The sequence below is a fragment of the Giesbergeria sinuosa genome (assembly GCF_042652905.1).
Taxonomy (GTDB): domain Bacteria; phylum Pseudomonadota; class Gammaproteobacteria; order Burkholderiales; family Burkholderiaceae_C; genus Simplicispira; species Simplicispira sinuosa.
Map to the genome: position 1 here is coordinate 1 of NZ_JBHSHJ010000016.1, position 23873 is coordinate 23873.

A 23873-nucleotide genomic window follows, 5' to 3' on the forward strand; every position below is an offset into this window, starting at 1 on the left:
AAGGCGGCCGCCACACCCCCTTCTTCAACAACTACCGCCCCCAGTTCTACTTCCGTACCACCGACGTGACTGGCGCCATCGAACTGCCCGAAGGCAAAGAAATGGTGATGCCTGGTGACAACGTGTCAATCACGGTCAAGCTGATCAACCCCATCGCTATGGAAGAAGGTCTGCGCTTCGCTATCCGCGAAGGCGGTCGTACCGTCGGCGCTGGCGTGGTTGCCAAGATCCTCGCCTAATTTTCAGCTAAAAGGGGTATAGCTCAATTGGCAGAGCGTCGGTCTCCAAAACCGAAGGTTGTAGGTTCGATTCCTACTGCCCCTGCCATCTAATCATGGCAAAAGTTAAGCCCGCCAGTCTCTGGCGGGCTTCGCCGTCTGCAATGGCGTGGCGATACAGGAAAGCAGAGAATGACTACTTCGCAGGTTGAGACAGTAAATACTGGTGCAGACAAGGCAAAATTGGCTGCTGTGGCTGTGCTGGTGATTGCTGCCGTGGCTGCTTTTTATGCCTTCGGCAAACAAGGCCCAATAGTGCAGTGGGCGGCTTTGTTGGTTGGGTTGGTTGCTGCAGTGGCCGTTTTTCTCATTTCTGAACCTGGACGTCAATTTACTGCATTCGGTCGAGATGCCTGGCGCGAAGCTAAGAAGGTGGTCTGGCCCTCCCGTAAAGAGGCCGTGCAGATGACCCTCTATGTTTTTGGTTTTGTAGTGGTCATGGCACTGTTTCTTTGGATCACGGATAAAACATTGGAATGGGTGTTTTATGACCTTATTCTTGGTTGGAGAAAATAAATGACAGCTACCGTTGAAGTGGATGCCTCTGCGTCGGCTGCCAACTCAGCCCAGAATCCTGATCTGCGCTGGTACATCGTCCATGCTTACTCAGGCATGGAAAAGGCGGTGGAGCGCAATATTGCAGAGCGTGTAGTGCGTTCTGGTATGACCGCCAAATTCGGTCGTGTGTTGGTGCCGACCGAAGAAGTGGTCGAGATGAAAAACGGCCAGCGCAAAACCACTGAGCGCCGTTTATTTCCAGGTTACGTCTTTGTCGAGATGGTCATGGACGACGAGACTTGGCATTTGGTCAAGCACACCAGCAAAGTGACTGGCTTTGTGGGTGGCGCCAAAAATCGTCCAGCGCCTATCTCTGAAGACGAGGTGCAAAAGATCGTTAGCCAGATGCAAGAAGGCACCGATAAGCCTCGCCATAAGGTGGAGTTCATGGTGGGCGAGATGGTGCGCGTCAAAGAAGGCCCGTTCACCGATTTCAATGGCTCGGTGGAAGATGTCAATTACGAGAAAAATCGTGTCCGCGTTTCGGTCATGATTTTTGGCCGCTCCACACCTGTGGAGCTTGAATTTAGCCAAGTAGAAAAGACCTGATCTTTTTTTCTGGCATGGTTGATGGCACTTCCCGACTCAGTGCCTGGTTGATAAATCGAGTCGTTAACCCCGGGGAGCCTGTGCTGTGTCGCAGGCGTTGACCCGCAAGGAGTAAGTCATGGCGAAGAAAATCGTCGGCTTCATCAAGCTGCAAGTGCCAGCTGGTAAGGCCAACCCCTCACCACCCATTGGTCCCGCGCTGGGTCAACGTGGTCTCAACATCATGGAATTCTGCAAGGCATTTAATGCCCAGACCCAAGGTGTTGAACCCGGTCTGCCATTGCCTGTGGTGATTACCGCATTTGCAGACAAGAGCTTCACATTCGTCATCAAGACGCCTCCAGCCACTGTGCTGATCAAGAAAGCCATCAAGCTCGACAAAGGTTCTTCGAACCCCCTGAGCTCGAAGGTGGGCAAGATCACCCGCGAACAGCTGGAAGAAATTGCCAAGACCAAGATGAAAGACATGAACGCTGCCAGCTTGGATGCTGCTGTGCGTACGATCGCTGGTTCTGCCCGTTCCATGGGTGTGGCTGTGGAGGGTGTGTAAATGGCCAAGCTGACCAAGAAACAAAAAGCCCTGCAAGGCAAGGTCGAAACCACCAAGCTGTATCCTATCGCTGAGGCGCTGGTAATCGTTAAAGAGGCAGCTACTGCCAAGTTTGACGAGTCCATCGACGTGGCGGTGCAGTTGGGCGTAGATGCCAAGAAGTCGGATCAAGTGGTGCGTGGCGCTGTGGTGCTGCCCAATGGTACTGGCAAGACCACCCGTGTTGCTGTGTTTGCACAAGGTGCCAAAGCTGAGGAAGCTAAGGCAGCCGGTGCTGACATTGTGGGCATGGACGACTTGGCCGCTATGGTCAAGGCTGGCGATATGCCCTTTGACGTGGTGATCGCTGCGCCTGACGCTATGCGTGTGGTGGGTACTTTGGGTCAAATCTTGGGCCCCCGTGGTCTGATGCCTAACCCTAAAGTGGGCACTGTGACGCCTGATGTGGCTACGGCAGTGAAGAACGCCAAGGCTGGTCAGGTGCAGTTCCGTGTGGACAAGGCCGGTATCATCCACAGCACCATCGGTCGTCGTTCATTTGGCGATGATAAGTTGCAAGGCAACTTGGCTGCACTGATTGACGCCCTGAACAAGGCCAAGCCTGCTACCAGCAAGGGCTTGTATCTGCGTAAGGTGGCGGTTTCTTCCACCATGGGCCTGGGCGTCCGTGTGGATACGCAATCCATCGCAGCGTAATTGCAAAAAATCTTCGGGCTATCTGAAACGGTGGCCTGATGTGGTGGGCTGTAGTTCGTCAAAAAGCTACAGGCTATCCAAGACCGTTGGTGTGCCCGTCAAAAGGCACTTAAATACCTAAGCCAACGCAGATGGCGATCCCGCTGCAGATGGAATCTTTCCAAAACAGTTGGTCGCTGCAACAAGAGCGTGGGTTAGGGCTGCTGCCTGCACCCCACAATTTAAGGAGTAGACCTTGAGTCTTAATCGCAGTGAGAAAGAAGCGGTCATCAATGAAGTGACCAGCCTCGCCGCTAAAGCTCAAACGCTGGTGATTGCGGAATACCGTGGCATCACGGTGGCTGACATGACCAAACTGCGTGTCGATGCCCGCAGCAAGGGTGTGACCCTGAGTGTTCTGAAAAACACTTTGGCACGCCGTGCTGTGGCCGGTACCGGTTTTGACGTGGTGGCTGACCAGATGACTGGCCCGCTGATCTATGGCTTCTCTGAAGACGCAGTGGCTGCCGCTAAGGTGGTGGCCGACTTCGCGAAAACCAATGACAAGTTGGTGATTCGCGGTGGCGCGTTTGCAGGCAAGGCCTTGGATGTCGACGGTGTAAAGCAGTTGGCCAACATCCCTTCCAAGGAAGTGTTGCTGGCTCAGTTGCTGGGCTTGATGCAATCCCCCATCTCCCGTACGGCCCGCGTGTTGGCCGCACTGGCAGAGCAACGTGGCGCTGGCGCAGCAGAAGCTGCACCCGCAGAGGCTGTGGCAGCGTAATTGCGGCCCACCTGTAGTAACCAATATTGTTAGGAAATTCAAATGGCATTCGATAAAGACGCATTTTTGGCCGCGCTGGACAGCATGACGGTTCTGGAACTCAATGACCTGGTCAAGGCCATTGAAGAGAAGTTTGGCGTGAGCGCCGCCGCTATGGCTGCTCCTGCTGCCGCTGGTGCCGGTGCCGGCGCTGCTGCTGCTGAAGAGCAAACCGAGTTCAACGTCATCCTGACCGATGCCGGCGCCAACAAGGTGTCCGTGATCAAGGCTGTGCGTGAAATCACTGGCCTGGGCCTGAAGGAAGCCAAGGACGTCGTGGACGGCGCTCCTAAGGCTGTGAAGGAAGGCCTGTCCAAGGCTGACGCTGAAGCCGCTAAGAAGAAGCTGGAAGATGCTGGCGCCAAGGTCGAACTGAAGTAATCAGTTTTTCGATTAGGCTGGGGTCTCGGAAAAGAGACCCCAGCCTTTGGCGCTTATGGAGCTTTCTTCAGAGTGCACCAGAAAGCAGCAAAAATTGTTGTTTCCTAGTGTCTTCTGACCACCCGACAGCAGAAGATGCCTTGGTTCGGGCGATGTGCAAGGCATCGCCGTCCGCCATGGTTGGTAGTGGCCAACCGCCAAGCCCGCAGGGTGTGTTGCCCACGGGTCCGTCGTCGCAGACCCTGGACTCAAGTCTTTTCCCGGAGATCTCATGGCCTATTCCTACACCGAACGCAAGCGAATTCGCAAAAGTTTCGGCAGCCGCGACAGCGTGCTGGAGGTTCCTTATCTGCTGCAGATGCAGAAAGATGCATACACTGCCTTCCTGCAAGCGGACGTACCGCCTAAGAAGCGTACCAATGAAGGATTGCAGGCAGCGTTTAATGCCGCTTTCCCGATTGTGTCGCACAACGGTTTTGTCGAGATGAAGTTTCTCGAATACAACTTGGCCAAGCCTGCTTTTGATGTGCGCGAATGCCAGACCCGTGGTTTGACTTTTGCTTCGGCGGTGCGCGCCAAGGTGCAGCTCATCATTTATGACCGCGAGTCTTCCACATCACAATCCAAAGTGGTCAAGGAAGTGAAAGAGCAAGAAGTGTACATGGGCGAAGTACCGCTCATGACCACTAAAGGCTCGTTCATCATCAATGGTACTGAGCGCGTGATTGTGTCGCAGTTGCACCGTTCCCCAGGCGTGTTCTTTGAACACGACAAGGGCAAGACGCACAGCTCGGGCAAGTTGTTGTTTTCGGCTCGTATCATTCCTTACCGTGGTTCGTGGCTCGATTTCGAGTTTGATCCCAAGGATGTTTTGTATTTCCGTGTCGACCGTCGTCGCAAGATGCCGGTCACGATTTTGCTCAAGGCGATTGGTCTGAATCCCGAATCGATCTTGGCCAACTTCTTTGTCAATGACAATTTCCGTCTGATGGACAACGGTGCCCAGATGGAATACGTGGCCGAACGTCTGCGCGGTGAAGTGGCCCGTTTTGATATCACGGACAAGTCTGGCAAAGTCGTGGTGGCCAAAGACAAGCGCGTGACGGCTCGCCACACGCGCGATTTGGAGCAATCCGGCACGACCCACATCACGGTGCCCGAGGATTTCTTGTTGGGCCGTGTGGTGGCTCGTGCGGTGGTCGATCCCGATACGGGCGAAATTTTGGCCAAGGCCAACGAAGAGCTGACCGAAGCGTTGTTGAAGAAGCTGCGTTCGGCGGGCGTGCGTGATTTGCAGTGCATCTATACCAATGAGCTCGATCAAGGCGCTTATATCAGCCAGACCTTGCGCATTGACGAAACCACCGACGAATTCCAAGCCCGTGTTGCCATCTACCGCATGATGCGCCCCGGCGAGCCGCCCACTGAGGATGCTGTGCAGGCGTTGTTCCAGCGGCTGTTCTACAACCCCGATACCTACGATCTGTCGCGCGTGGGCCGGATGAAGTTCAATGCCAAGGTGGGTACAGATGGGGCTACTGGCCCGATGGTGCTGACCAATGAAGACATCTTGGCTGTGGTCAAGATCTTGGTGGACTTGCGCAACGGTAAGGGCGAAGTGGACGACATTGACCACTTGGGCAACCGTCGTGTGCGCTGCGTGGGCGAATTGGCCGAAAACCAGTACCGTACCGGTTTGGCTCGGATTGAAAAGGCGGTGAAAGAGCGTTTGGGTCAGGCTGAGCAAGACCCGCTGATGCCGCACGATCTGATCAACTCCAAGCCGATTTCTGCTGCACTGAAAGGGTTCTTTGGTGCTTCGCAGTTGTCGCAGTTTATGGATCAAACCAACCCGCTGGCCGAAATTACGCACAAGCGTCGCGTTTCGGCCCTGGGCCCTGGTGGTTTGACGCGTGAGCGTGCTGGCTTTGAAGTGCGTGACGTGCACGTAACCCACTATGGTCGGGTGTGCCCTATCGAAACGCCTGAAGGCCCGAACATTGGTCTGATCAATTCGCTGGCTCTGTATGCGCGCCTGAATGAGTACGGTTTCATCGAAACCCCTTATCGCCGCGTGGCCGACGGCAAGGTCACGAACGAGATTGATTATTTGTCCGCCATTGAGGAAGGCAAATACATCATCGCGCAGGCCAATGCGGTGCTGGACGCTGAAGGCCGCCTGACGGGTGATTTGGTTTCGGCCCGTGAGAAGGGTGAGTCGGTGCTGGTGAGTGCTGAACGTATCCAGTACATGGATGTGTCGCCTGCACAGATCGTGTCGGTGGCCGCATCGCTGGTGCCGTTCTTGGAGCACGATGACGCCAACCGCGCGCTGATGGGCGCCAACATGTCACGTCAGGCTGTGCCTGTGCTGCGTCCAGAAAAACCGATGGTCGGTACTGGTATTGAGCGTGTGGCCGCTGTCGACTCGGGCACCGTGGTGACGGCCAGCCGGGGCGGTGTGGTGGATTATGTGGATGCCACCCGCATCGTGATCCGCGTCAATGATGCGGAGGCCGTGGCTGGTGAAGTGGGTGTAGACATCTACAACCTCATCAAATACCAACGCTCCAACCAGAACACCAACATCCACCAGCGTCCTATCGTCAAGCGTGGCGATAAGCTGGCCAAGGGCGATGTGATTGCCGACGGTGCTTCTACCGATTTGGGCGAAATCGCCATCGGTCAGAATATGCTGATCGCCTTCATGCCTTGGAATGGCTACAACTTCGAGGACTCGATTTTGATCTCGGAGCGTGTGGTGGCTGAAGACCGCTACACCTCGATCCATATCGAAGAACTGGTGGTCATGGCCCGCGATACCAAGTTGGGCGCAGAAGAAATCACCCGCGATATTCCCAACCTGTCGGAGCAGCAACTCAACCGTCTGGATGAGTCTGGCATCATCTACGTGGGTGCCGAAGTGCAGCCCGGTGATACGCTGGTCGGTAAGGTGACGCCCAAGGGCGAAACCACGCTCACGCCCGAAGAAAAGCTGTTGCGCGCCATTTTTGGCGAGAAGGCTTCGGACGTGAAGGATACCTCGCTGCGCGTTTCGCAAGGTTCGCAAGGCGTGGTGATCGATGTGCAGGTCTTTACCCGCGAAGGCATTCAGCGCGATAAGCGCGCCCAGCAGATCATCGATGATGAACCCAAACGCTATCGCCTGGATTTGAACGACCAGTTGCGCATTGTGGAGGCCGATGCCTTTGATCGTATCGAGAAGCTGCTCGATGGCAAGGTAGCCAACGGTGGCCCACAAAAGTTGCTCAAGGGTACGAAGATCGACAAGGCCTATCTGAACTCGGTGGAGAAATTCCACTGGTTTGATATTCGGCCTGCGGATGAGGTGGTGGCTGCACAACTCGAAAGCATCAAAAATGCTTTGGAGCAAACGCGCCACAGCTTTGACTTGTCGTTTGAAGAAAAGCGCAAAAAGCTCACCCAAGGCGATGAGCTGCCCGCTGGTGTGCTCAAGATGGTCAAGGTCTATCTGGCTGTGAAGCGCCGCTTGCAGCCCGGTGACAAGATGGCCGGTCGCCACGGTAACAAGGGTGTGGTCTCGAAGATCGTGCCCGTGGAAGATATGCCCCACATGGCCGATGGCACGCCTGCCGATATCGTGCTCAACCCGCTGGGTGTGCCCTCGCGGATGAACATTGGGCAGGTGCTGGAAGTGCATTTGGGCTGGGCTGGTAAGGGCATTGGTCAGCGCATTGACGAAATGCTGCGCCAAGAAGTCAAGGTGGCCGAGCTGCGCAAATTCTTGGAAGAGGTGTACAACTCGCGTGGCCGCCAAGAAGACCTGTCGCAACTGAGCGATGCAGATATCTTGGCGATGGCGCAGAACCTGACCAGCGGCGTGCCTTATGCCACGCCGGTGTTTGATGGTGCTTCGGAACAAGAAATCAAGGATATGCTCAAGTTGGCCTATCCAGACGATATTGCTGCCAAGAAGGGTTTGACCCCCACCCGCACCCAAGCCTATTTGTACGATGGCCGCACAGGTGAGCGTTTTGAGTGTCCCACCACCATCGGCTATATGCATTACCTCAAGCTGCACCACTTGGTTGATGACAAGATGCACGCCCGCTCTACCGGCCCATACTCGCTGGTTACACAGCAGCCGCTGGGTGGTAAGGCACAGTTTGGTGGTCAGCGTTTCGGTGAAATGGAAGTGTGGGCGCTGGAAGCCTATGGTGCTTCTTACGTGCTGCAAGAAATGCTCACCGTCAAATCCGATGACGTGGTGGGCCGCACCAAGGTGTACGAAAGCATCGTCAAGGGCGAACACGCCATCGAAGCTGGTATGCCCGAATCGTTCAATGTGCTGGTCAAGGAAATTCGCTCCTTGGGCTTGGACATCGAACTGGAACGCTCCTAATTTGAAAGGGAAAGAGTCTTATGAAATCGTTACTCGACCTGTTCAAGCAATTTACGCCCGATGAGCATTTCGATGCCATTCGCATCGGCATGGCCTCGCCTGAGAAGATCCGTTCTTGGTCTTTTGGCGAGGTGAAAAAGCCCGAAACCATCAACTACCGCACTTTCAAGCCCGAGCGTGATGGTTTGTTTTGCGCCAAAATTTTTGGCCCCATCAAAGACTACGAATGCCTGTGCGGCAAGTACAAACGCCTGAAGCACCGTGGCGTGATCTGCGAAAAGTGCGGCGTAGAAGTGACGCAGACCAAGGTGCGCCGCGAGCGCATGGGCCATATCGACTTGGCCGCGCCTTGCGCCCATATCTGGTTCCTCAAGTCCTTGCCTTCGCGTTTGGGCATGGTGCTGGACATGACCCTGCGCGACATTGAGCGTGTGCTGTACTTTGAAGCTTATGTCATCACCGACCCCGGCATGACGCCGCTGAAGAAGTTCAGCATCATGTCGGAAGACGACTACGATGCCAAGGTGAAAGAGTATGGCGATGAGTTTGTTGCCAAGATGGGTGCCGAAGGCATCAAGGATCTGCTCGAAAGCATTGACATTGAGAGCGAAATTGAGCGCCTGCGTGGTGACTTGACCGGCTCTGAAGTCAAGGTCAAAAAGAATGCCAAGCGCCTGAAGGTGCTCGAAGCGTTCAAGAAGTCGGGCATCAAGCCCGAATGGATGGTGCTGGAAGTGCTGCCTGTGTTGCCACCGGATTTGCGTCCGCTGGTGCCACTGGACGGTGGCCGTTTTGCTACCTCCGACCTGAACGATCTGTACCGCCGGGTTATCAACCGTAACAGCCGTCTGCGCCGTTTGCTGGAACTGAAGGCTCCAGAAATCATTGCCCGCAACGAAAAGCGGATGCTGCAAGAAGCCGTGGACAGCCTGCTGGACAATGGCCGCCGTGGCAAGGCCATGACGGGCGCCAACAAGCGCGCCCTCAAGTCCTTGGCCGACATGATCAAGGGTAAGAGCGGCCGTTTCCGCCAGAACTTGCTGGGTAAGCGCGTCGACTACTCGGGCCGTTCCGTCATTACCGTGGGCCCAACCCTCAAGTTGCACCAGTGCGGCCTGCCCAAGCTGATGGCGCTGGAACTGTTCAAGCCCTTCATTTTTGCCCAGTTGGAACAGCGTGGCATTGCCACCACCATCAAAGCGGCCAAAAAAGAAGTGGAATCTGGCACCCCGGTGGTGTGGGACATTTTGGAAGAGGTGATCAAAGAGCATCCCGTGATGCTCAACCGTGCGCCTACGCTGCACCGTTTGGGTATCCAAGCGTTTGAGCCGATTCTGATCGAAGGCAAGGCGATTCAACTGCACCCACTGGTTTGCGCGGCCTTTAACGCCGACTTTGACGGTGACCAGATGGCTGTGCACGTTCCGCTGTCGGTGGAAGCACAAATGGAAGCCCGCACTTTGATGCTGGCCTCCAACAATGTGCTGTTCCCAGCCTCGGGCGAGCCCTCGATTGTGCCCTCGCAAGACGTGGTGCTGGGCCTGTACCACGCTACCCGTGACAAGATCAATGGCAAGGGTGAAGGTCTGGTGTTTGCTGACACCGGCGAGGTGCAACGTGCGCTCGATGGTGGTGAGGTGGAACTCAACGCCAAAATCACCGTGCGCCTGACCCAGTGGACTAAGGACAAGGTCACGGGCGAGTTTGTGCCTTCTACCGCGCTGGTGCCAACCACTGCAGGCCGTGCTCTGTTGTCGGAAATCCTGCCCAAGGGGCTGCCGTTTGAGAATATCAACAAGGCGCTGAAGAAGAAGGAAATTTCCAAACTCATCAACGTCTCGTTCCGCAAGTGCGGTTTGAAGGAAACCGTAGTCTTTGCCGACAAGCTGCTGCAAAACGGCTTCCGTTTGGCGACACGTGCTGGTATCTCCATTGCGGTGGACGATATGCTGGTGCCCAAGGAAAAGCAGGGCATCTTGGAGCGTGCCGAGAAGGAAGTCAAAGAGATCGAGCAGCAATATGTCTCGGGTCTGGTGACTTCTGGTGAACGCTACAACAAGGTGGTGGATATCTGGGGCAAGGCCGGTGACGAGGTCTCTAAGGTCATGATGGCCCAATTGGCCAAGCAAAAGACTACCGACCGCCACGGCAAGGAAGTGGAGCAAGAGTCGTTTAACGCCATCTACATGATGGCCGACTCGGGTGCTCGGGGTTCTGCCGCTCAGATTCGTCAGTTGGCTGGTATGCGTGGCCTGATGGCCAAGCCCGATGGCTCCATCATCGAGACCCCTATCACGGCCAACTTCCGTGAAGGTCTGAACGTGTTGCAGTACTTTATCTCCACCCACGGTGCCCGTAAGGGTCTGGCGGATACGGCGCTGAAGACGGCCAACTCGGGTTACCTGACCCGCCGTTTGGTCGATGTGACGCAGGATTTGGTCGTGACCGAAGAGGATTGCGGCACAGCCAATGGCGCTTTGATGCGTGCCATCGTTGAAGGCGGTGAAGTGATCGAATCGCTGCGCGAGCGTATTTTGGGTCGTACTGCTGCTGAAGAAGTGCTGCACCCAGAAACACGGGCTGTGCTGGTGCAACCGGGTCAGATGCTGGAAGAAGACCTGATCGAAGAACTGGAACAGGCCGGTGTGGATGAAGTGCGCGTGCGTACCGCCCTGACCTGCGAAACCCGCTTTGGTTTGTGTGCTCGCTGCTATGGCCGCGATTTGGGCCGTGGTGGTTTGATCAACCTGGGCGAAGCTGTGGGTGTGATTGCGGCCCAGTCCATCGGTGAGCCCGGCACACAGCTGACCATGCGTACCTTCCACATTGGTGGTGCGGCATCGCGTGCGGCTATTGCCTCCAGCGTGGAAGCCAAGTCCAACGGTATCATTGGCTTCAATGCCACGATGCGTTATGTGACCAACACCAAGGGTGAGCTGGTGGTGATTTCCCGCTCTGGTGAAATCGTCATTCAGGACGAGCATGGTCGCGAGCGTGAGCGTCACAAGGTGCCTTATGGCGCTATCTTGACCATCAAACCCGACCAAACCATCAAGGCGGGCACGATTTTGGCCAACTGGGACCCGCTGACCCGCCCCATCATTACCGAATTTGCCGGTCAGGCCAAGTTCGAGAACGTGGAAGAAGGTTTGACGGTAGCCAAGCAGGTCGATGAAGTGACCGGCTTGTCAACGCTGGTGGTCATCGATCCCAAGCGCCGTGGCTCCACCAAGGTGGTCAAGCCACAAGTCAAGCTGATCGATGCCAACGGCAACGAAGTCAAGATTCCGGGTACCGACCATTCGGTGACGATTGGCTTCCAAGTGGGTGCGCTGATTCAGGTGCGCGATGGTCAGGATGTCGGCCCCGGCGAAGTGCTGGCCCGTATCCCAATCGAAGGTCAAAAGACCCGCGACATTACCGGCGGTTTGCCCCGTGTGGCCGAACTGTTTGAAGCCCGTACTCCCAAGGACAAGGGCACATTGGCTGAAGCCACGGGTACTATTTCCTTCGGCAAAGAGACCAAAGGCAAGGTGCGTTTGCAAATCACCGACCCCGATGGCAAGGTGTGGGAAGAACTGATCCCCAAGGAAAAGAACATCTTGGTGCACGAAGGCCAGGTGGTCAACAAGGGCGAACTGATTGTGGACGGCCCGGCCGATCCGCAAGATATTTTGCGTCTGTTGGGTATGGAAGAACTCTCGCGCTACATCGTGGATGAAGTGCAGGATGTGTACCGCTTGCAGGGCGTGAAGATCAATGACAAGCACATTGAAGTGATCGTGCGCCAGATGCTGCGCCGCGTGGTGGTGGAGAACCCAGGCGATTCCACCTACATTGCTGGTGAGCAGGTCGAACGTTCTGAAATTCTCAACACTAATGATGCTTTGCAGGGCGAGGACAAGATCCCAGCTACCTACAGCAACTTGTTGTTGGGTATTACCAAGGCGTCGTTGTCTACCGATTCGTTCATCTCGGCTGCTTCGTTCCAAGAAACGACCCGTGTGCTGACCGAAGCAGCCATCATGGGCAAGAAGGACGAGCTGCGTGGTCTGAAAGAAAACGTGATCGTTGGCCGCTTGATTCCTGCGGGCACTGGTATGGCCTACCATCAGGCCCGCAAAGCCAAAGAGGCGATGGACGATGCCGAGCGTCGCGCCATTGCCGAGGCTGAAGCGGCTGAAATGGCCAGTATCGATCTGTCTGACACAGAGGCAGACACACACGACGCCGCTGCTGATTGATCACCGGCTGTAGCGTGTAACTGCTGGCTCCCGGTCTGTTGCGGAAGCAACAGGCCGGGAGTTTTTTCTGGTGCCAACCGTTCGGTGGGCCATGCCTGCACCGCATGGGGCATGGGAAAAGAAAGTGTATGTTGTCTTCGTCTGTTTTTTGGGGTGTTCTTGCCATCATGGTGTTTTGGGCGGTGGGGGCTTACCACCGCATCGTGCGCTTGCGTTCAGCAGCATTGCAGGCTTTTGGTGGTCTAGATGCCCATTGGGTACGCATGTTGGCGATGTTGGGCGAATGTGATGCCGCACAGGTGACGGCAGGGCGGGTGATTGTGTCGGGGCGGCCAGAATGGCTGGCCGCCATGAATCGCTTTGCTGCTTGCCTAGCGGTAGCCCGTGCGCGGCCTTTGCAGTCGGAGGTGGCTGCGGAGTTGGTGGCAGCCCGTCAGGCGTTGGATGGGGCTTGGGCTGCATTGCTGGCTGGCCCCGATGTTTCTGCTGAAATATGGGCCCCTTGGGCGCAGCGTTGGGAGCAACATCAACTGCAAAATACATTGGCTATAGAGCAGTTCAACCATGCTGTAGTGCAGTACAACGAGGCAATTGCCCAGTTTCCTGCGTTGGTGTTGGCCCGTTTTTTTGGTTTTAAGGCAGCAATTCCTCTATGAAAAGACCCGCCTCTCGCTCCATTTCGGGTATGCAGTCCGCAGTCTCAGTGGTTGCTGATGCTGCAGTGCCGGCCCAAGGCGTGGCATTGTCCCGGCAGTTGCGTGCAGTAGCGCAGGCGTTGCACGCTGTTCGCCAAGGCCGCTCAGGGACTGCGGTGTTGGAATCTGTGGCACCTGCCTTGCGGCCGGGGGTGCAGGCATTGTTGTTCCAGGTGTTGCGCCATCTGGGGTGTGCCCAGGCTTTGGGTCGGGTGTTGGCCCCACGCAAGCCCGCACCCGCTGTGGATGCGCTGCTGTGTGTGGCACTGGCCCTGTGCTGTGATCAGGAACAGGCGCTGTATGAGCCTTTCACATTGGTCAATCAGACGGTGGAGGCTGCTAAGCAGGAGGCAGGCACCCGCGCGCAGGCAGGATTTTTGAATGCTTGCTTACGCCGTTTTTTGCGTGAATCTGCCAGCCTGTTGCAAGCGGTGAGCAATGATGTCCAGGCCCAATGGAACCATCCAGATTGGTGGGTGCAGCGACTGCGCCAAGACCATCCGCAGCATTGGCAACAGGTATTGCAGGCCAACCGTCGGCAAGCACCGATGGTGCTGCGTGTGAATTTGCAGAAAAATACGTTACTTCAGTACCACCAGGCGCTAGAGGTTGCAGGGATTGGCGCTGTAGCGGTGGGGGAGGCTGGTCTGATATTGCAACAGGCGGTGCCTGTGCAAACGCTACCGGGCTTTGCCCAAGGTTGGGTCTCGGTGCAGGATGCCGCAGCACAGCAGGCAGCACCGTTGCTGCTCGCGGGCATGGATTTGTCGCAACCCCTGCGGGTGTTGGATGCCTGTGCTGCTCCGGGCGGTAAAACCGCCCATTTGCTGGAGTATGCGGGTGTTGGGGCTCCACTACAGGTGACGGCGTTGGAAATTGACTCCCAACGTGCCCAGCGTATTCATGAGACGTTAGAGCGTTTGGGGCTGCATGCCCAGGTCTTGGTGGCTGATGCCAGCCGACCGCAAGATTGGTGGCAGCAGCAGTGTGGTGGTGCCTTGTTTGATGCCATTTTGTTGGATGCGCCTTGCACGGCATCGGGTATTGTGCGCCGCCATCCCGATGTGCCTTGGCTGCGCCGTGAAAGCGATATTGCCCAACTGGCCTTCATCCAGGCCCGTTTACTCGACACCCTCTGGCCGTTGCTACAACCGGGTGGCCGCTTGTTGTATTGCACTTGTTCTGTTTTCCGGGCAGAGGGATCTGCGCAGGTACAGGCGTTTCTTGCACGCAACACTACGGCACGCCATTTGTCATCGCCTGGACATTTGTTGCCTGGCGTAGATGTTGCAGGGCGCATCGTCCCGGACAATCCAGAGGGTGAACACGACGGATTTTTCTACGCCCTGCTGCAAAAAGACCTTGCCTGAACGCACACTACGGCGGCGCTGGGGTATTTGGTGGCTATGGGGATGGCTGTGTTGTGGTTTGGTGTTGTGGTCGCCCTTGTTGGGTGCGCAGCCCACAACAGATGCACTGGAGTTGCGTGTATATAGCAGCCCTGAGGGCTTGCATTTGAGCACGGAGCTTCCTGTAGAGTTGCCCAAAGCGATTGAGGATGCCTTACAGCAGGGCATCCCCTTGTTTTTTGTGGCAGAGGCGCAGGTGCTGCGTCAACGGTGGTACTGGTCTGCGCAAACCGTGGCCCAGACGGTACGCTATATGCGTTTGAGCTATCAGCCTTTGACGCGCCGTTGGCGTTTGGTGGTGTCTCCGTCTCCAATTGACCGCAGCGGTTTGGGCGTAGTGCCCGGAAACAACCACGATAGTTTGGCGGAGGCTTTGGCTGCCATGAAGCGGATTGCCCGTTGGAAGATTGCCGATGCACCCGCCTTGGAGGCTGGGGGGCAGTACGTTGTGCAATTGCGTTTTCGCCTCGATACGTCCCAACTACCCCGAACCTTGCAGGTGGGCATGTTGGGGCGCTCCAGTTGGAATTTGGTTTTGCAGGGCAGTCAGCCGGTGCTGTGGGAGCTTGCGCCATGACCGTACCCTTTCCTATCGACTTGAATACCAAGTCCCGTGCTGTGCGTTGGGTGTTGGGTATAGGCACCACGGTGATGGTGGTAATTGGTTTGCTGTTGCTGTTTCTGTTGCTGCTGGCCACCAATAATCGGATGCTGTACGAGCACAACTACGCTTGGCTGTTTGCTACCAACGTGGCTGTGGCCTTGTTCCTATTGGGTTTGTTGGTGTGGGTGGTGTGGCGTTTGGTGGCTCGACTGCGGCGGGGACGTTTTGGCAGCCGTTTGTTGGTGAAGCTGGCCGCTATTTTTGCTTTGGTGGGGCTGGCACCGGGGGCGTTGATTTATGTGGTGTCGTACCAGTTTGTCTCACGTTCGATTGAGAGTTGGTTCGATGTCAAGGTGGAAGGTGCGTTGGTCGCTGGCGTGAGCTTGGCTAGGGCTACATTGGACACCCAGGTGAGTGAAGCTGCAGCCAGGGTGCGCAATGCCAGCACTCAGGTGGCTCAGGTCTCTCCAGCGGCGGCTGGGCTGGCGCTGGAGCGGATTCGGGATGAGCTGGGGGCTACGGATGTGCTGCTGTGGAGCGGTTCGGGGCAGTTGTTAGCCAGTGCCGGGCCGACGAGCTTTCAGCTCCATCCAGAGCGGCTATCGGCACAGCAATTGCGTACTGTGCGTGAGCAGCGGGCAGTGGCACAGATTGAGGGGCTGGACGATTTGCCCAATCTGGCCTCCCGACGTGAAGTGCGTATCAAGGCCATCGCGTTGGTGAATAGCTCCAGCGTGGGGCTGTTGGCTGAACAGCGTTTTTTGCAGGTCACTGTGCCACTGGCACCGGTGCTGCTGGCCAACGCCTTGGCCGTGCAAGAGGCCAACCGTGAATACCAGGAGCGGGCACTGGCCCGGGAGGGGCTGCGCCGCATGTACATCGGCACCCTGACCCTGAGTCTGTTTTTGGCAGTCTTCACAGCCTTGTTGCTGGCAATTTTGTTAGGCAATCAATTGGCACGACCGCTGCTTGTGCTGGCCGAAGGGGTGAGAGAAGTGGCTGCAGGCAATCTGCGCCCCAAGGTGGTGCTGCAAGGCCATGATGAGCTCGATGGCTTGACCCGCTCATTTGCTTTGATGACGCAGCAACTGGCCGACGCCCGCGAGACCGCCGAGCGCAGTATGGGGGCGCTGGATACGGCCCGTGCGCGGTTGCAGACGATTTTGGACAACCTGACAGCGGGGGTGGTGGTGTTGGATGCACAGGGCTGCATTCGTTCTTCTAACCCCAGTGCAACCCGCATTTTGCGTGCTCCATTGGCTGCCTACTGGGAGCGGCCTTTGGCCCAAGTGCCGGGACTGGAAGGTTTTGCCGTGGAGGTGCAACAGCAATTTGCTGCTTTTGTGGAGCACCGCGATGAGCACGGCCCTGACCATTGGGAACATGCCTTTGAATTACACGCTTCCCCCAGTGGAGCGGGTCACCATGCCACCAGCTTGGTAGCCCGTGGTGCCGAATTGCCTGATGCAGCCCGTCTGCTGGTGTTTGACGATATTTCTGAGATTGTGTCGGCCCAACGCGTACAGGCGTGGGGTGACGTGGCCCGGCGTCTGGCCCACGAGATTAAGAACCCGCTGACACCTATCCAACTGTCGGCTGAACGGTTGGAGATGAAGCTCTCGGGCAAATTGCCCGCTACTGAGCAAGCATTGCTCACCAAGTCGGTGCGCACTATCGTGCAGCAGGTCGATGCCATGTTGCGGCTGGTCAATGAGTTTCGTGACTACGCCCGCCTGCCTGCGGCTGAATTGCAGCCTTTGCAGCTCAATGCACTGGTCACAGATGTGTTGCATCTGTACGAATCCGACCATGCCAGGGTGCCAGTGCAGGTGCAACTCGATCCACAATGTCCACCGATTGCAGGTGATGCCCAGCAGTTGCGCCAAGTGATCCACAATCTACTCCAGAATGCGCAGGATGCCACGGAGCAGGCACGCACCGACCCACAGCTGCCTTTGCCAGCGGTGTGCATCAGCACCCATTGGAGCCGCACAGCCAGACGAGTACGGTTGCTGGTCAGTGACCGTGGTGGTGGGTTTCCGACGCATATTTTGCAGCGTGCTTTTGAGCCTTATGTCACGACCAAAGCCAGGGGGACTGGCTTGGGGTTGGCGGTGGTGAAGAAGATTGCCGATGAACACGGCGCCCGTATTGAGCTGGCCAACCGTCTGGAAGATGGCATCGTGTTGGGGGCGCAAGTATCGCTATCATTCGTCCCTGAGCATGCGGTCGCCTCGTGAGGGCGCTGCGTGTACTGCAGTTGGAAGGCACTTCACATACATGGCAAACATTTTGGTGGTCGATGATGAGCACGGCATCCGTGATCTGCTGTCAGAAATCCTCAACGACGAGGGACACAGCGTGGATCTGGCCGAGAATGCCACCCAGGCCCGTGCGGCACGGGCTGCGGCACCATACGATCTAGTCCTGCTGGATATCTGGATGCCAGACACCGATGGCGTGACTCTGCTGAAAGAGTGGGCCGCTGGCGGTTTGTTGAACATGCCCGTCATCATGATGAGTGGTCATGCCACTATCGACACGGCAGTAGAAGCTACCCGCATCGGTGCATTTTCGTTTTTGGAAAAGCCAATTACCTTACAAAAGCTGCTCAAAGCAGTAGAGGCCGGGTTGGCGCGCAGCCAAGCGCGTGTGGCGCCTTTGGCGGCTGCGGCATTGGCTGCCTCGGTGCCAGGACAGGCTCCGGTTGTCACCGCTGCCTACTCTGGTTCTGGGGGGGCAGAGGTGGTCTCTGTATCGCTGTCGCCGTACCAAGATTTTGATTTGGATCGCCCGTTACGGGAGGCCCGCGACGGTTTTGAAAAAGCCTATTTTGAGTTCCATTTGGCCCGTGAGGGCGGCTCCATGACCAGAGTGGCGGAGAAGACCGGGTTGGAGCGCACCCATCTCTACCGCAAGCTGCGTCAGTTGGGGGTGGATCTGGGGCGTGGTAAGCGCAATGGATAAATTGCACTGAATTTGCACAAGGCTTGTTTTTTCCACTATAATTCAAGGCTTAGGCCCGGTAGCTCAGTCGGTAGAGCAGAGGATTGAAAATCCTTGTGTCGGCGGTTCGATTCCGTCCCAGGCCACCAATCAAAACAACAACTTAGCCACTTCTTACCAAAGTGGCTTTTTTGTTTCTAAAGCCCATGTAGCCACCAGTACATGGTTTTGGTACTTTGGGGCCACCAGCACATGGGCAGACTAGACGATGGCGCGGCCTACGCCATTGTCGTAACGGGTGTCGGAAATCGGGATAGCCCAAAACTGGGCCATCTATCGATAGCTTGGCGATAACGAAACTTTTGTAATTGGTCGGGGTGTAAACCATCGCAGTGGAATGGTTTGCCTACGATGGTGGTTCTACAAAAGTTTTGTAGGAGTGTCGCTAGTGTCAATGCACGAAGCCATCTTTGGTAGGGGTAGAACAGTAGTCGTGTCACCAACCGCCATCGGGTTTGAAGGTGGCCGCAGCACCAATGAGCGTGCTTACGTTTTCAGGTGGTGTGTCACAAAACAGGTGTTTTCCGTCTATCGCCACGTAAGGCCTCAAACGCCTCAGAAAACAGGGTCAAAACAGTACGTCAAACCGTGTCGGATTGCTCCGATAGACTGAAACTCAGTCCAAACCCTTTTCCGACATCGAAATGGCGGCTGGTGAAACGACTGTTGGTTCTCCCCCTTGCTGCACGCTTCCTAATTGCAAGGCTCCCAATGCCACGACATAGGCACGGTTCTGTAACAGTGGATCATCTATTGAATCCAGAGTACGCCCAAGCTCTACCGCTATTGGTGAAAGACGCTCAATGCAGGTAGCTGCTGGATCGAAGTCTGGACGCAGCAAATCCCAAGGAGCCACACCAAAGGTTGCTGCGAGCTTATCGAGCTTATCGAGCCCGATGCTGGTTTCATCGGATCGAAGCCGGGCCACCGTGCCCAGACCAACACCTGACTCCCTAGATAGGCGGTTGAGGTTCACGCCCCCATAGTGGCGCTGCATCAGCAGTTCTAGTGAGCGCCAAAGGTTCTGCTTGGTGTTCTGGGGTGTATTCATTTTTGAAATATTACATTCTGTCTTCAAGGGGTGGGGTTGCCAGAGTCAATGCGCGATGCCACCTTTGGTGCGAACGCTCACCAACCAAAGTACGCACCTTCAAAAGCGCCAAAACCATGCGTACCGGGTGCGTACCGCCATCTTGCGTACCAGTCGGCAACGGTCTATTTCATGGATACCAGCGTGGATACCGGCCTTGAATACCGCTGCTCCAAATGCAGTTTTCCGTGGAAACTTGGCTGGAAACCGCTATCTTGGAAACGCCGTCCTTGCTGGTAACCACCGTGGTAACCAGTGCCTTGGTAACCAAACAGCCAATTGCGTGGTTACACCGTGGTTACACCATCCTTGGAAACACCGTCTTGCGCCGCACGCACAGCTTGGCGGATTACCTTCAATCCGGCCTCAATCTCAGCCAGCATGGGCGTTATCAGCGTCTCGAATGCTGTCTCTACAACTTCGGTGGCCGTGCCGTGCATCAATGATGCCAGCGCCCGATCTTCTGTTGGGGTCAACGTGATGACATCGTCTCCGATGTCGTACTTCACATAGCGATTGGGAAGAATGGTTTTGCTGATGATGCGTGGGGCCGGGTACACCTCCACCAGCTCGTACACACCACGGATCAGGCGCTTGAGGCGGCCATTGTCCACCAGTGCACCAAGGCGGTCATCCACGATGGATAGCTTGAGGCCAGTCAGGGCGGCCACAGTCTCACGGGTTGCGATCTGATCGGCTGCACGTAGCTCTTGGACAGCTTGGTACACACGCTCAGTGCTGGGGATATGGGTGTTCGTGGCATTGGTCATAGCCTGATTCTTTGGTAGCCCACCTCAATGCCGAAACCCTAAACAGGGGTGGTTTTAGGGGAGTGCTAGCAAAAAGCAAAACCCGGTGCATTACCATGCCGTCACGGGTTTAAGCCAATACAGGGGCCAAACAGGAGAACGAAAATGCTGGGAATGCAGTACACGGGGCTGGCACTTCGCCACTGGCAGGAGTGGCTACCCAAAATGACCCAAGAGCTACGCGATCAGGGGCAACTGAACCACGCGGCGCAGATGGCCAGCAAACGGGCAGCCGAGCAGGTCGCCAAGCTGATGGAGCAGGGGATGCAACAGCACGAAGCGGAGGAGATGGTGCTGCCACAGGAGATTCTGTTCAAGCCGGAGGAATCGGACGAGGACGAACAGGAGTAAGTAATAAAGGGTGCAGCAAAAAGCAAAACCCGGCGCATAGCCGGGCTGTCTGGTTAAAGGGGGCGGTGTTTTGCTCCCATTGCATGATGGTGGAGTCGCTATCTGCTGCCCCGTGCGTTGAAACCGTGAGTTTCAGAACGGCATCTCGCCATCCATCGGGTCGTGGTGCTGTGGTGCTGCAAATCCGCGTGCAGCATCATCATCCCGTGGGCGGCGCTGCTGCTGGCCTTCCCCTTGAGTGGCGTTGCGCTTATGGCGCACTTGGTACACGGTCATTACCTGCTGGGCCACCACATCCAAGGCTGGGCGGTGATTGCCATCCTTGTCCTGCCATGTCCCCACCTTGAGCGGGCCGGTCACTGCCACGCTATCGCCCTCCTTCAGTCCCAGTAAGGCGGCCACCGGGCCATCATCAAAGGCAATCACGCTCACAAACTGCACTTCGCCGTCCGTACTGGTGGCGCGCAGCTTGGCTAGGGCAAAGGGTTTGCTGTTCTTGCCGGTGCGTTGGGTGGGTGTGCCATGTACCTTGCCTGCAATCAGTGCGTCAATCATTGGGTAGTCCTTTCTTTAGCTTTTTGGATGGCAGCCGCCGCATGGATGGATGCCCAAATAGCCGGGCGGTTTGCCTCTATGTAGGCGGTTTGGGCTGCATCTTCCTCCGTGGTCTGGTGACAGTCACAACAGAACTTAGCCTCTATACGTTCCCATTGGCCGGTAGCAATATTCCGGAAGGAAGTTGCGTCCCAACAGATAGGGCCGCCATCAGTGTCGCCGTGAGGATCAAAAGAAGCGCAGTTGCCACAGGTGCGGGCGCTGGGCGTGGGTGTCATGTGGATTCTTTCTGGCTTTGGGCCTGTTCATAGAGGTTGTAGAGGTGCTGGCCCGTGGAGCAGCGGTCAGAGTGGCCATTGCTTCGGGCATGGGCCTTGCAGGTGTCACAGCCCCAATGGTGTGCCAGATATGCCTTGTCTGCCTCATGCCACGGCTGGGCACTGTGGAACTGGGGTAGCGGTTTGGCGGGGTCAGGCTGGACACCAATGAACCGCTCACGGGTGGCCACCTCGATATAGGTGTCATGTAGTTGCTGGCCGGTCGTGCAGCGGGTGCCCATTCCGGTCTTCACCACGGCCAAGCACTGAGGGCAGTCCCAGTAATGTGCTTGGTCAGACTTATCGGCATCGCGCCATGTGGTGGGGGCTGGCGCTGGTGGTATCGCCTTGGATGGCATGGCCGGGGCCACGGGTGCCCGCTTCGCCAGTTGTCCCCAAAGGTAGGCGGCCAGTCCATCATAGTCGCCGTGCGGGGTGGATTGAATGTCACTGTGCCAGTCTGCGCGTGCCTTTGGGCTTGCACCCGTGTGGTCACAGTAGGCCATTGCCAGCGCCAGCAGTTGGGATAGACCGGGGGTAAGTGGCGCCTTTTGCACTTGGTCTATGGGCTGTTGGGACAGCAGTTGCAGCAGTTCGACACGGTGCTGGCGCAGGACTGGCAGCAGGGCCACGATGCCTTCTTTGTTGCCCGATGCCTTCACCTCATTACCCAAAAGGTACAGATTGACCCCAACATCTTGGGCGCGTTCTAGGATGGTTGCGGCACTCATACTGTGATCTCCATCCATTCATCACCCCCAGAATTTGCCGAAGGGAGCGCCGAAGAGTGCGAAGGGAGCGTATTTCTAAATGTGCGCTCTTCGCTCCCTTCGTGCTCCCTTTGGGGGTGGCTTGGCAATCTCCACAGCCACCCACCACCCATACCCTCCTTCGTTTTTTCTATACCCAATTTGAGGGATGCCCGTTTAATTTGGTCGCGGGAGTAGCCAGCACCGTCCGCATCTTTGTAGATGGCTTTGGCCGATAACGGGCCATCGGACAGCAAACCACGCAAGAATCCAGCAACGTTCATCGCCTCGTTTGCGGTTTGGTCTTCGGGGTCGGTCAGTAGCTCACGGGCGCTGCCCTCTACCGCCTTGCCCCATGCGATGCGCGAGGCTTGGATGCCGGGTATCGGCTCGGCCTGCTCTAGGTGGTATTCAAAGCCACCATCATCCGGGCCGATGTTGCTTTTGCCACGGGCCAAGATGCGCGCGTCTTCCCCGTCCTTGCCCTTCACCTTCGCTGCCACCAGCACGACACGGGCCACAGCAGTAAAGGCCACGCTGCCCACTACCCGCTGTGCAGGGTCAGTCCCTTGTCCGCCTTTGGCAAAGTGGGTAATGCCCAACACAGCACAGCCACAGGCGGCCCCCATATCTACCAAGGGTTGCAAGGCGCGGCGCACTTCGGTGTTCTTGTGGCTATCGCCCGTCACAGCACTGACAACGGGGTCAACAATCAGCAGCTTGATACCGCCGATTTGTTCAATCGCCGCTTGCAATTGGGGCAAGTCACGCGCCGGGTCAAAGGGCACTACGTCACCATCGCGCCGGGTAGCCTCGATAAAGTAGCAGCGGCTTTTGTCAGCGCCAGCGGCCAACAGGCGCGGCAGCAGGGTATCGGCGGGATCGTCTTCACCACTCCAAATGAGCACGTTGCCAGCTTCGCAGCGGCTGCCATCGGGCCACTTACCCCCAATGGTGACAGTTGCGGCAGCGGCCATTGCAATCGTGGTCTTGCCTTGTCCGGGGGCACCAGCCAAGATGTGTAGTTTGCCGATAGCAAGCCAGTATTTCCATAGCCAGACAACCGGAACAGACTCCATATCAGCACCACAGCGCAACACCACACCATCGTTAGCGTTGCGTTGCACAGCGGGTGTCGTGGGCGTGGCCTGTGGGGTTGGCACGGCCTCCCATTCGCTAGGCTCCAGCGGCGCGAAGGTTTGCGCGTACTCTGGCACCTCGGGTGCAGCAGGCAACTGGGCTGGGGGCTTGGGCATGTGGCGTGGCAAAACATGCTGGTCTGCCAAAGCGCCCAACGCTTGAATGCGTTCGATGTCGTGTGTCATTGGAAAAAGTCCTGCATCATTTGGATACGGCCAGCGGCTTGCTGCATGCGGCAGCGGTCTTCGTCACTCAGTTGCACCCCGTAGGCGATGTTTCCGGCGGCGATGGCGACAAGGTGGGCTTCAAAGGCCAGCAGCTCTAAGGCGGCGCGTGCTGGTAGTGGTGCTGCACGCACATGGCCGGGCGGGGTGGTGCCATCGTCCACCCATGCTCCCAAGTCTTTGCACGCTTGCACAAAGCCGGTGCCGGTAGATGCCATGTGGTAGCCGATAACGTCTCCACCCCTAGCGCCGCAACCGGCCATGCAAACGAAAGCGCCGGTCTCGGTGTTGATTCGCATGGAGTCGCTGCCGTCGTGGAATTCGCAACGAGCAGTCTTCCATTTGGCGCGGCGTGGGCCTGTGAGGTGCAAGCCTTGGGTCTCGTAGTAGCTGGCCGGGTCTGGCAGACGGGATTTATCCAGCGGCATGGGGAGCCTTCATCCACAGGCCGGGCACACCGGCGGCGCAGCTTGATGCTGCAT

21 protein-coding genes and 2 tRNA genes are annotated in these 23873 nt (G+C 56.8%); 17 read left to right on the forward strand and 6 right to left on the reverse strand.

What is annotated here, in order from left to right; translation table 11 throughout:
• The 16 genes from ACFO6X_RS14930 to ACFO6X_RS15005 form a co-directional block, all read left to right on the forward strand.
• Positions 1 to 239, forward strand: a 239-nt coding sequence (locus ACFO6X_RS14930) for an EF-Tu C-terminal domain-related protein (protein ID WP_465253855.1), incomplete at its 5' end; no start/stop codon positions are given.
• Between the two features lie 12 nt (positions 240 to 251).
• Positions 252 to 327: transfer RNA gene (locus tag ACFO6X_RS14935), tRNA-Trp, on the forward strand.
• Between the two features lie 83 nt (positions 328 to 410).
• Positions 411 to 794 (forward strand): preprotein translocase subunit SecE, encoded by a 384-nt coding sequence (secE, locus tag ACFO6X_RS14940; RefSeq protein ID WP_382434591.1) that lies wholly within the window; start codon positions 411 to 413, stop codon positions 792 to 794.
• Complete coding sequence (nusG, locus tag ACFO6X_RS14945; RefSeq protein ID WP_382434594.1) at positions 795 to 1385, forward strand: transcription termination/antitermination protein NusG; 591 nt, start codon at positions 795 to 797, stop codon at positions 1383 to 1385.
• A 118-nt stretch (positions 1386 to 1503) separates the two neighbouring features.
• Positions 1504 to 1935, forward strand: a complete 432-nt coding sequence (gene rplK, locus ACFO6X_RS14950) for a 50S ribosomal protein L11 (RefSeq protein ID WP_382434596.1) — start codon at positions 1504 to 1506, stop codon at positions 1933 to 1935.
• Positions 1936 to 2631, forward strand: a complete 696-nt coding sequence (gene rplA / locus ACFO6X_RS14955) for a 50S ribosomal protein L1 (protein ID WP_382434598.1) — start codon at positions 1936 to 1938, stop codon at positions 2629 to 2631.
• A 235-nt stretch (positions 2632 to 2866) separates the two neighbouring features.
• Positions 2867 to 3394, forward strand: a complete 528-nt coding sequence (gene rplJ / locus ACFO6X_RS14960) for a 50S ribosomal protein L10 (protein ID WP_382434599.1) — start codon at positions 2867 to 2869, stop codon at positions 3392 to 3394.
• A gap of 42 nt (positions 3395 to 3436) precedes the next feature.
• Positions 3437 to 3814: a 50S ribosomal protein L7/L12 gene (rplL, locus tag ACFO6X_RS14965; protein WP_382434601.1), complete on the forward strand. Its 378-nt coding sequence runs from the start codon at positions 3437 to 3439 to the stop codon at positions 3812 to 3814.
• A gap of 271 nt (positions 3815 to 4085) precedes the next feature.
• Positions 4086 to 8198, forward strand: a complete 4113-nt coding sequence (gene rpoB, locus ACFO6X_RS14970; RefSeq protein WP_382434603.1) for a DNA-directed RNA polymerase subunit beta — start codon at positions 4086 to 4088, stop codon at positions 8196 to 8198.
• Positions 8199 to 8218: 20 nt separating this feature from the next.
• Positions 8219 to 12442, forward strand: coding sequence for a DNA-directed RNA polymerase subunit beta' (rpoC, locus tag ACFO6X_RS14975; protein WP_382434605.1), 4224 nt, complete (start codon positions 8219 to 8221; stop codon positions 12440 to 12442).
• 128 nt (positions 12443 to 12570) lie between these two features.
• Positions 12571 to 13098 (forward strand): LemA family protein, encoded by a 528-nt coding sequence (locus tag ACFO6X_RS14980; protein WP_382434607.1) that lies wholly within the window; start codon positions 12571 to 12573, stop codon positions 13096 to 13098.
• A gap of 29 nt (positions 13099 to 13127) precedes the next feature.
• Positions 13128 to 14507: a 16S rRNA (cytosine(967)-C(5))-methyltransferase RsmB gene (gene rsmB / locus ACFO6X_RS14985; RefSeq protein WP_382434732.1), complete on the forward strand. Its 1380-nt coding sequence runs from the start codon at positions 13128 to 13130 to the stop codon at positions 14505 to 14507.
• Positions 14500 to 15123: a DUF4390 domain-containing protein gene (locus ACFO6X_RS14990; protein ID WP_382434609.1), complete on the forward strand. Its 624-nt coding sequence runs from the start codon at positions 14500 to 14502 to the stop codon at positions 15121 to 15123. Before rsmB ends, ACFO6X_RS14990 begins: the two co-directional genes overlap by 8 nt.
• Positions 15120 to 17390, forward strand: coding sequence for a sensor histidine kinase (locus ACFO6X_RS14995; protein WP_382434611.1), 2271 nt, complete (start codon positions 15120 to 15122; stop codon positions 17388 to 17390). The genes ACFO6X_RS14990 and ACFO6X_RS14995 overlap by 4 nt, the downstream gene beginning before the upstream one ends.
• Positions 17391 to 17430: 40 nt before the next feature.
• Complete coding sequence (locus ACFO6X_RS15000) at positions 17431 to 18117, forward strand: response regulator (RefSeq protein WP_382434613.1); 687 nt, start codon at positions 17431 to 17433, stop codon at positions 18115 to 18117.
• Between the two features lie 52 nt (positions 18118 to 18169).
• Positions 18170 to 18245 (forward strand) — tRNA-Phe (locus tag ACFO6X_RS15005).
• Between the two features lie 527 nt (positions 18246 to 18772).
• On the opposite strand, the gene ACFO6X_RS15010 is transcribed toward ACFO6X_RS15005, so the two are convergent.
• Both ACFO6X_RS15010 and ACFO6X_RS15015 read right to left on the reverse strand, forming a co-directional pair.
• Complete coding sequence (locus tag ACFO6X_RS15010) at positions 18773 to 19207, reverse strand: helix-turn-helix domain-containing protein (protein ID WP_382434616.1); 435 nt, start codon at positions 19205 to 19207, stop codon at positions 18773 to 18775.
• Positions 19208 to 19533: 326 nt separating this feature from the next.
• Positions 19534 to 20016, reverse strand: coding sequence for a hypothetical protein (locus ACFO6X_RS15015; protein WP_382434618.1), 483 nt, complete (start codon positions 20014 to 20016; stop codon positions 19534 to 19536).
• Positions 20017 to 20160: 144 nt separating this feature from the next.
• Between ACFO6X_RS15015 and ACFO6X_RS15020 the strand changes: the two genes are divergently transcribed.
• Complete coding sequence (locus ACFO6X_RS15020; protein WP_382434620.1) at positions 20161 to 20406, forward strand: hypothetical protein; 246 nt, start codon at positions 20161 to 20163, stop codon at positions 20404 to 20406.
• Positions 20407 to 20538: 132 nt separating this feature from the next.
• On the opposite strand, the gene ACFO6X_RS15025 is transcribed toward ACFO6X_RS15020, so the two are convergent.
• The 4 genes from ACFO6X_RS15025 to ACFO6X_RS15040 form a co-directional block, all read right to left on the reverse strand.
• Entirely contained in the window at positions 20539 to 20961 is a 423-nt protein-coding gene (locus tag ACFO6X_RS15025) for a single-stranded DNA-binding protein (protein ID WP_382434622.1), read from the reverse strand.
• A 274-nt stretch (positions 20962 to 21235) separates the two neighbouring features.
• Positions 21236 to 22009 (reverse strand): hypothetical protein, encoded by a 774-nt coding sequence (locus ACFO6X_RS15030; RefSeq protein ID WP_382434624.1) that lies wholly within the window; start codon positions 22007 to 22009, stop codon positions 21236 to 21238.
• Positions 22006 to 23352, reverse strand: coding sequence for an AAA family ATPase (locus ACFO6X_RS15035; RefSeq protein ID WP_382434626.1), 1347 nt, complete (start codon positions 23350 to 23352; stop codon positions 22006 to 22008). Before ACFO6X_RS15035 ends, ACFO6X_RS15030 begins: the two co-directional genes overlap by 4 nt.
• Positions 23349 to 23819 (reverse strand): CHC2 zinc finger domain-containing protein, encoded by a 471-nt coding sequence (locus ACFO6X_RS15040; protein ID WP_382434628.1) that lies wholly within the window; start codon positions 23817 to 23819, stop codon positions 23349 to 23351. Before ACFO6X_RS15040 ends, ACFO6X_RS15035 begins: the two co-directional genes overlap by 4 nt.
• Between the last annotated feature and the right edge of the window lie 54 nt (positions 23820 to 23873).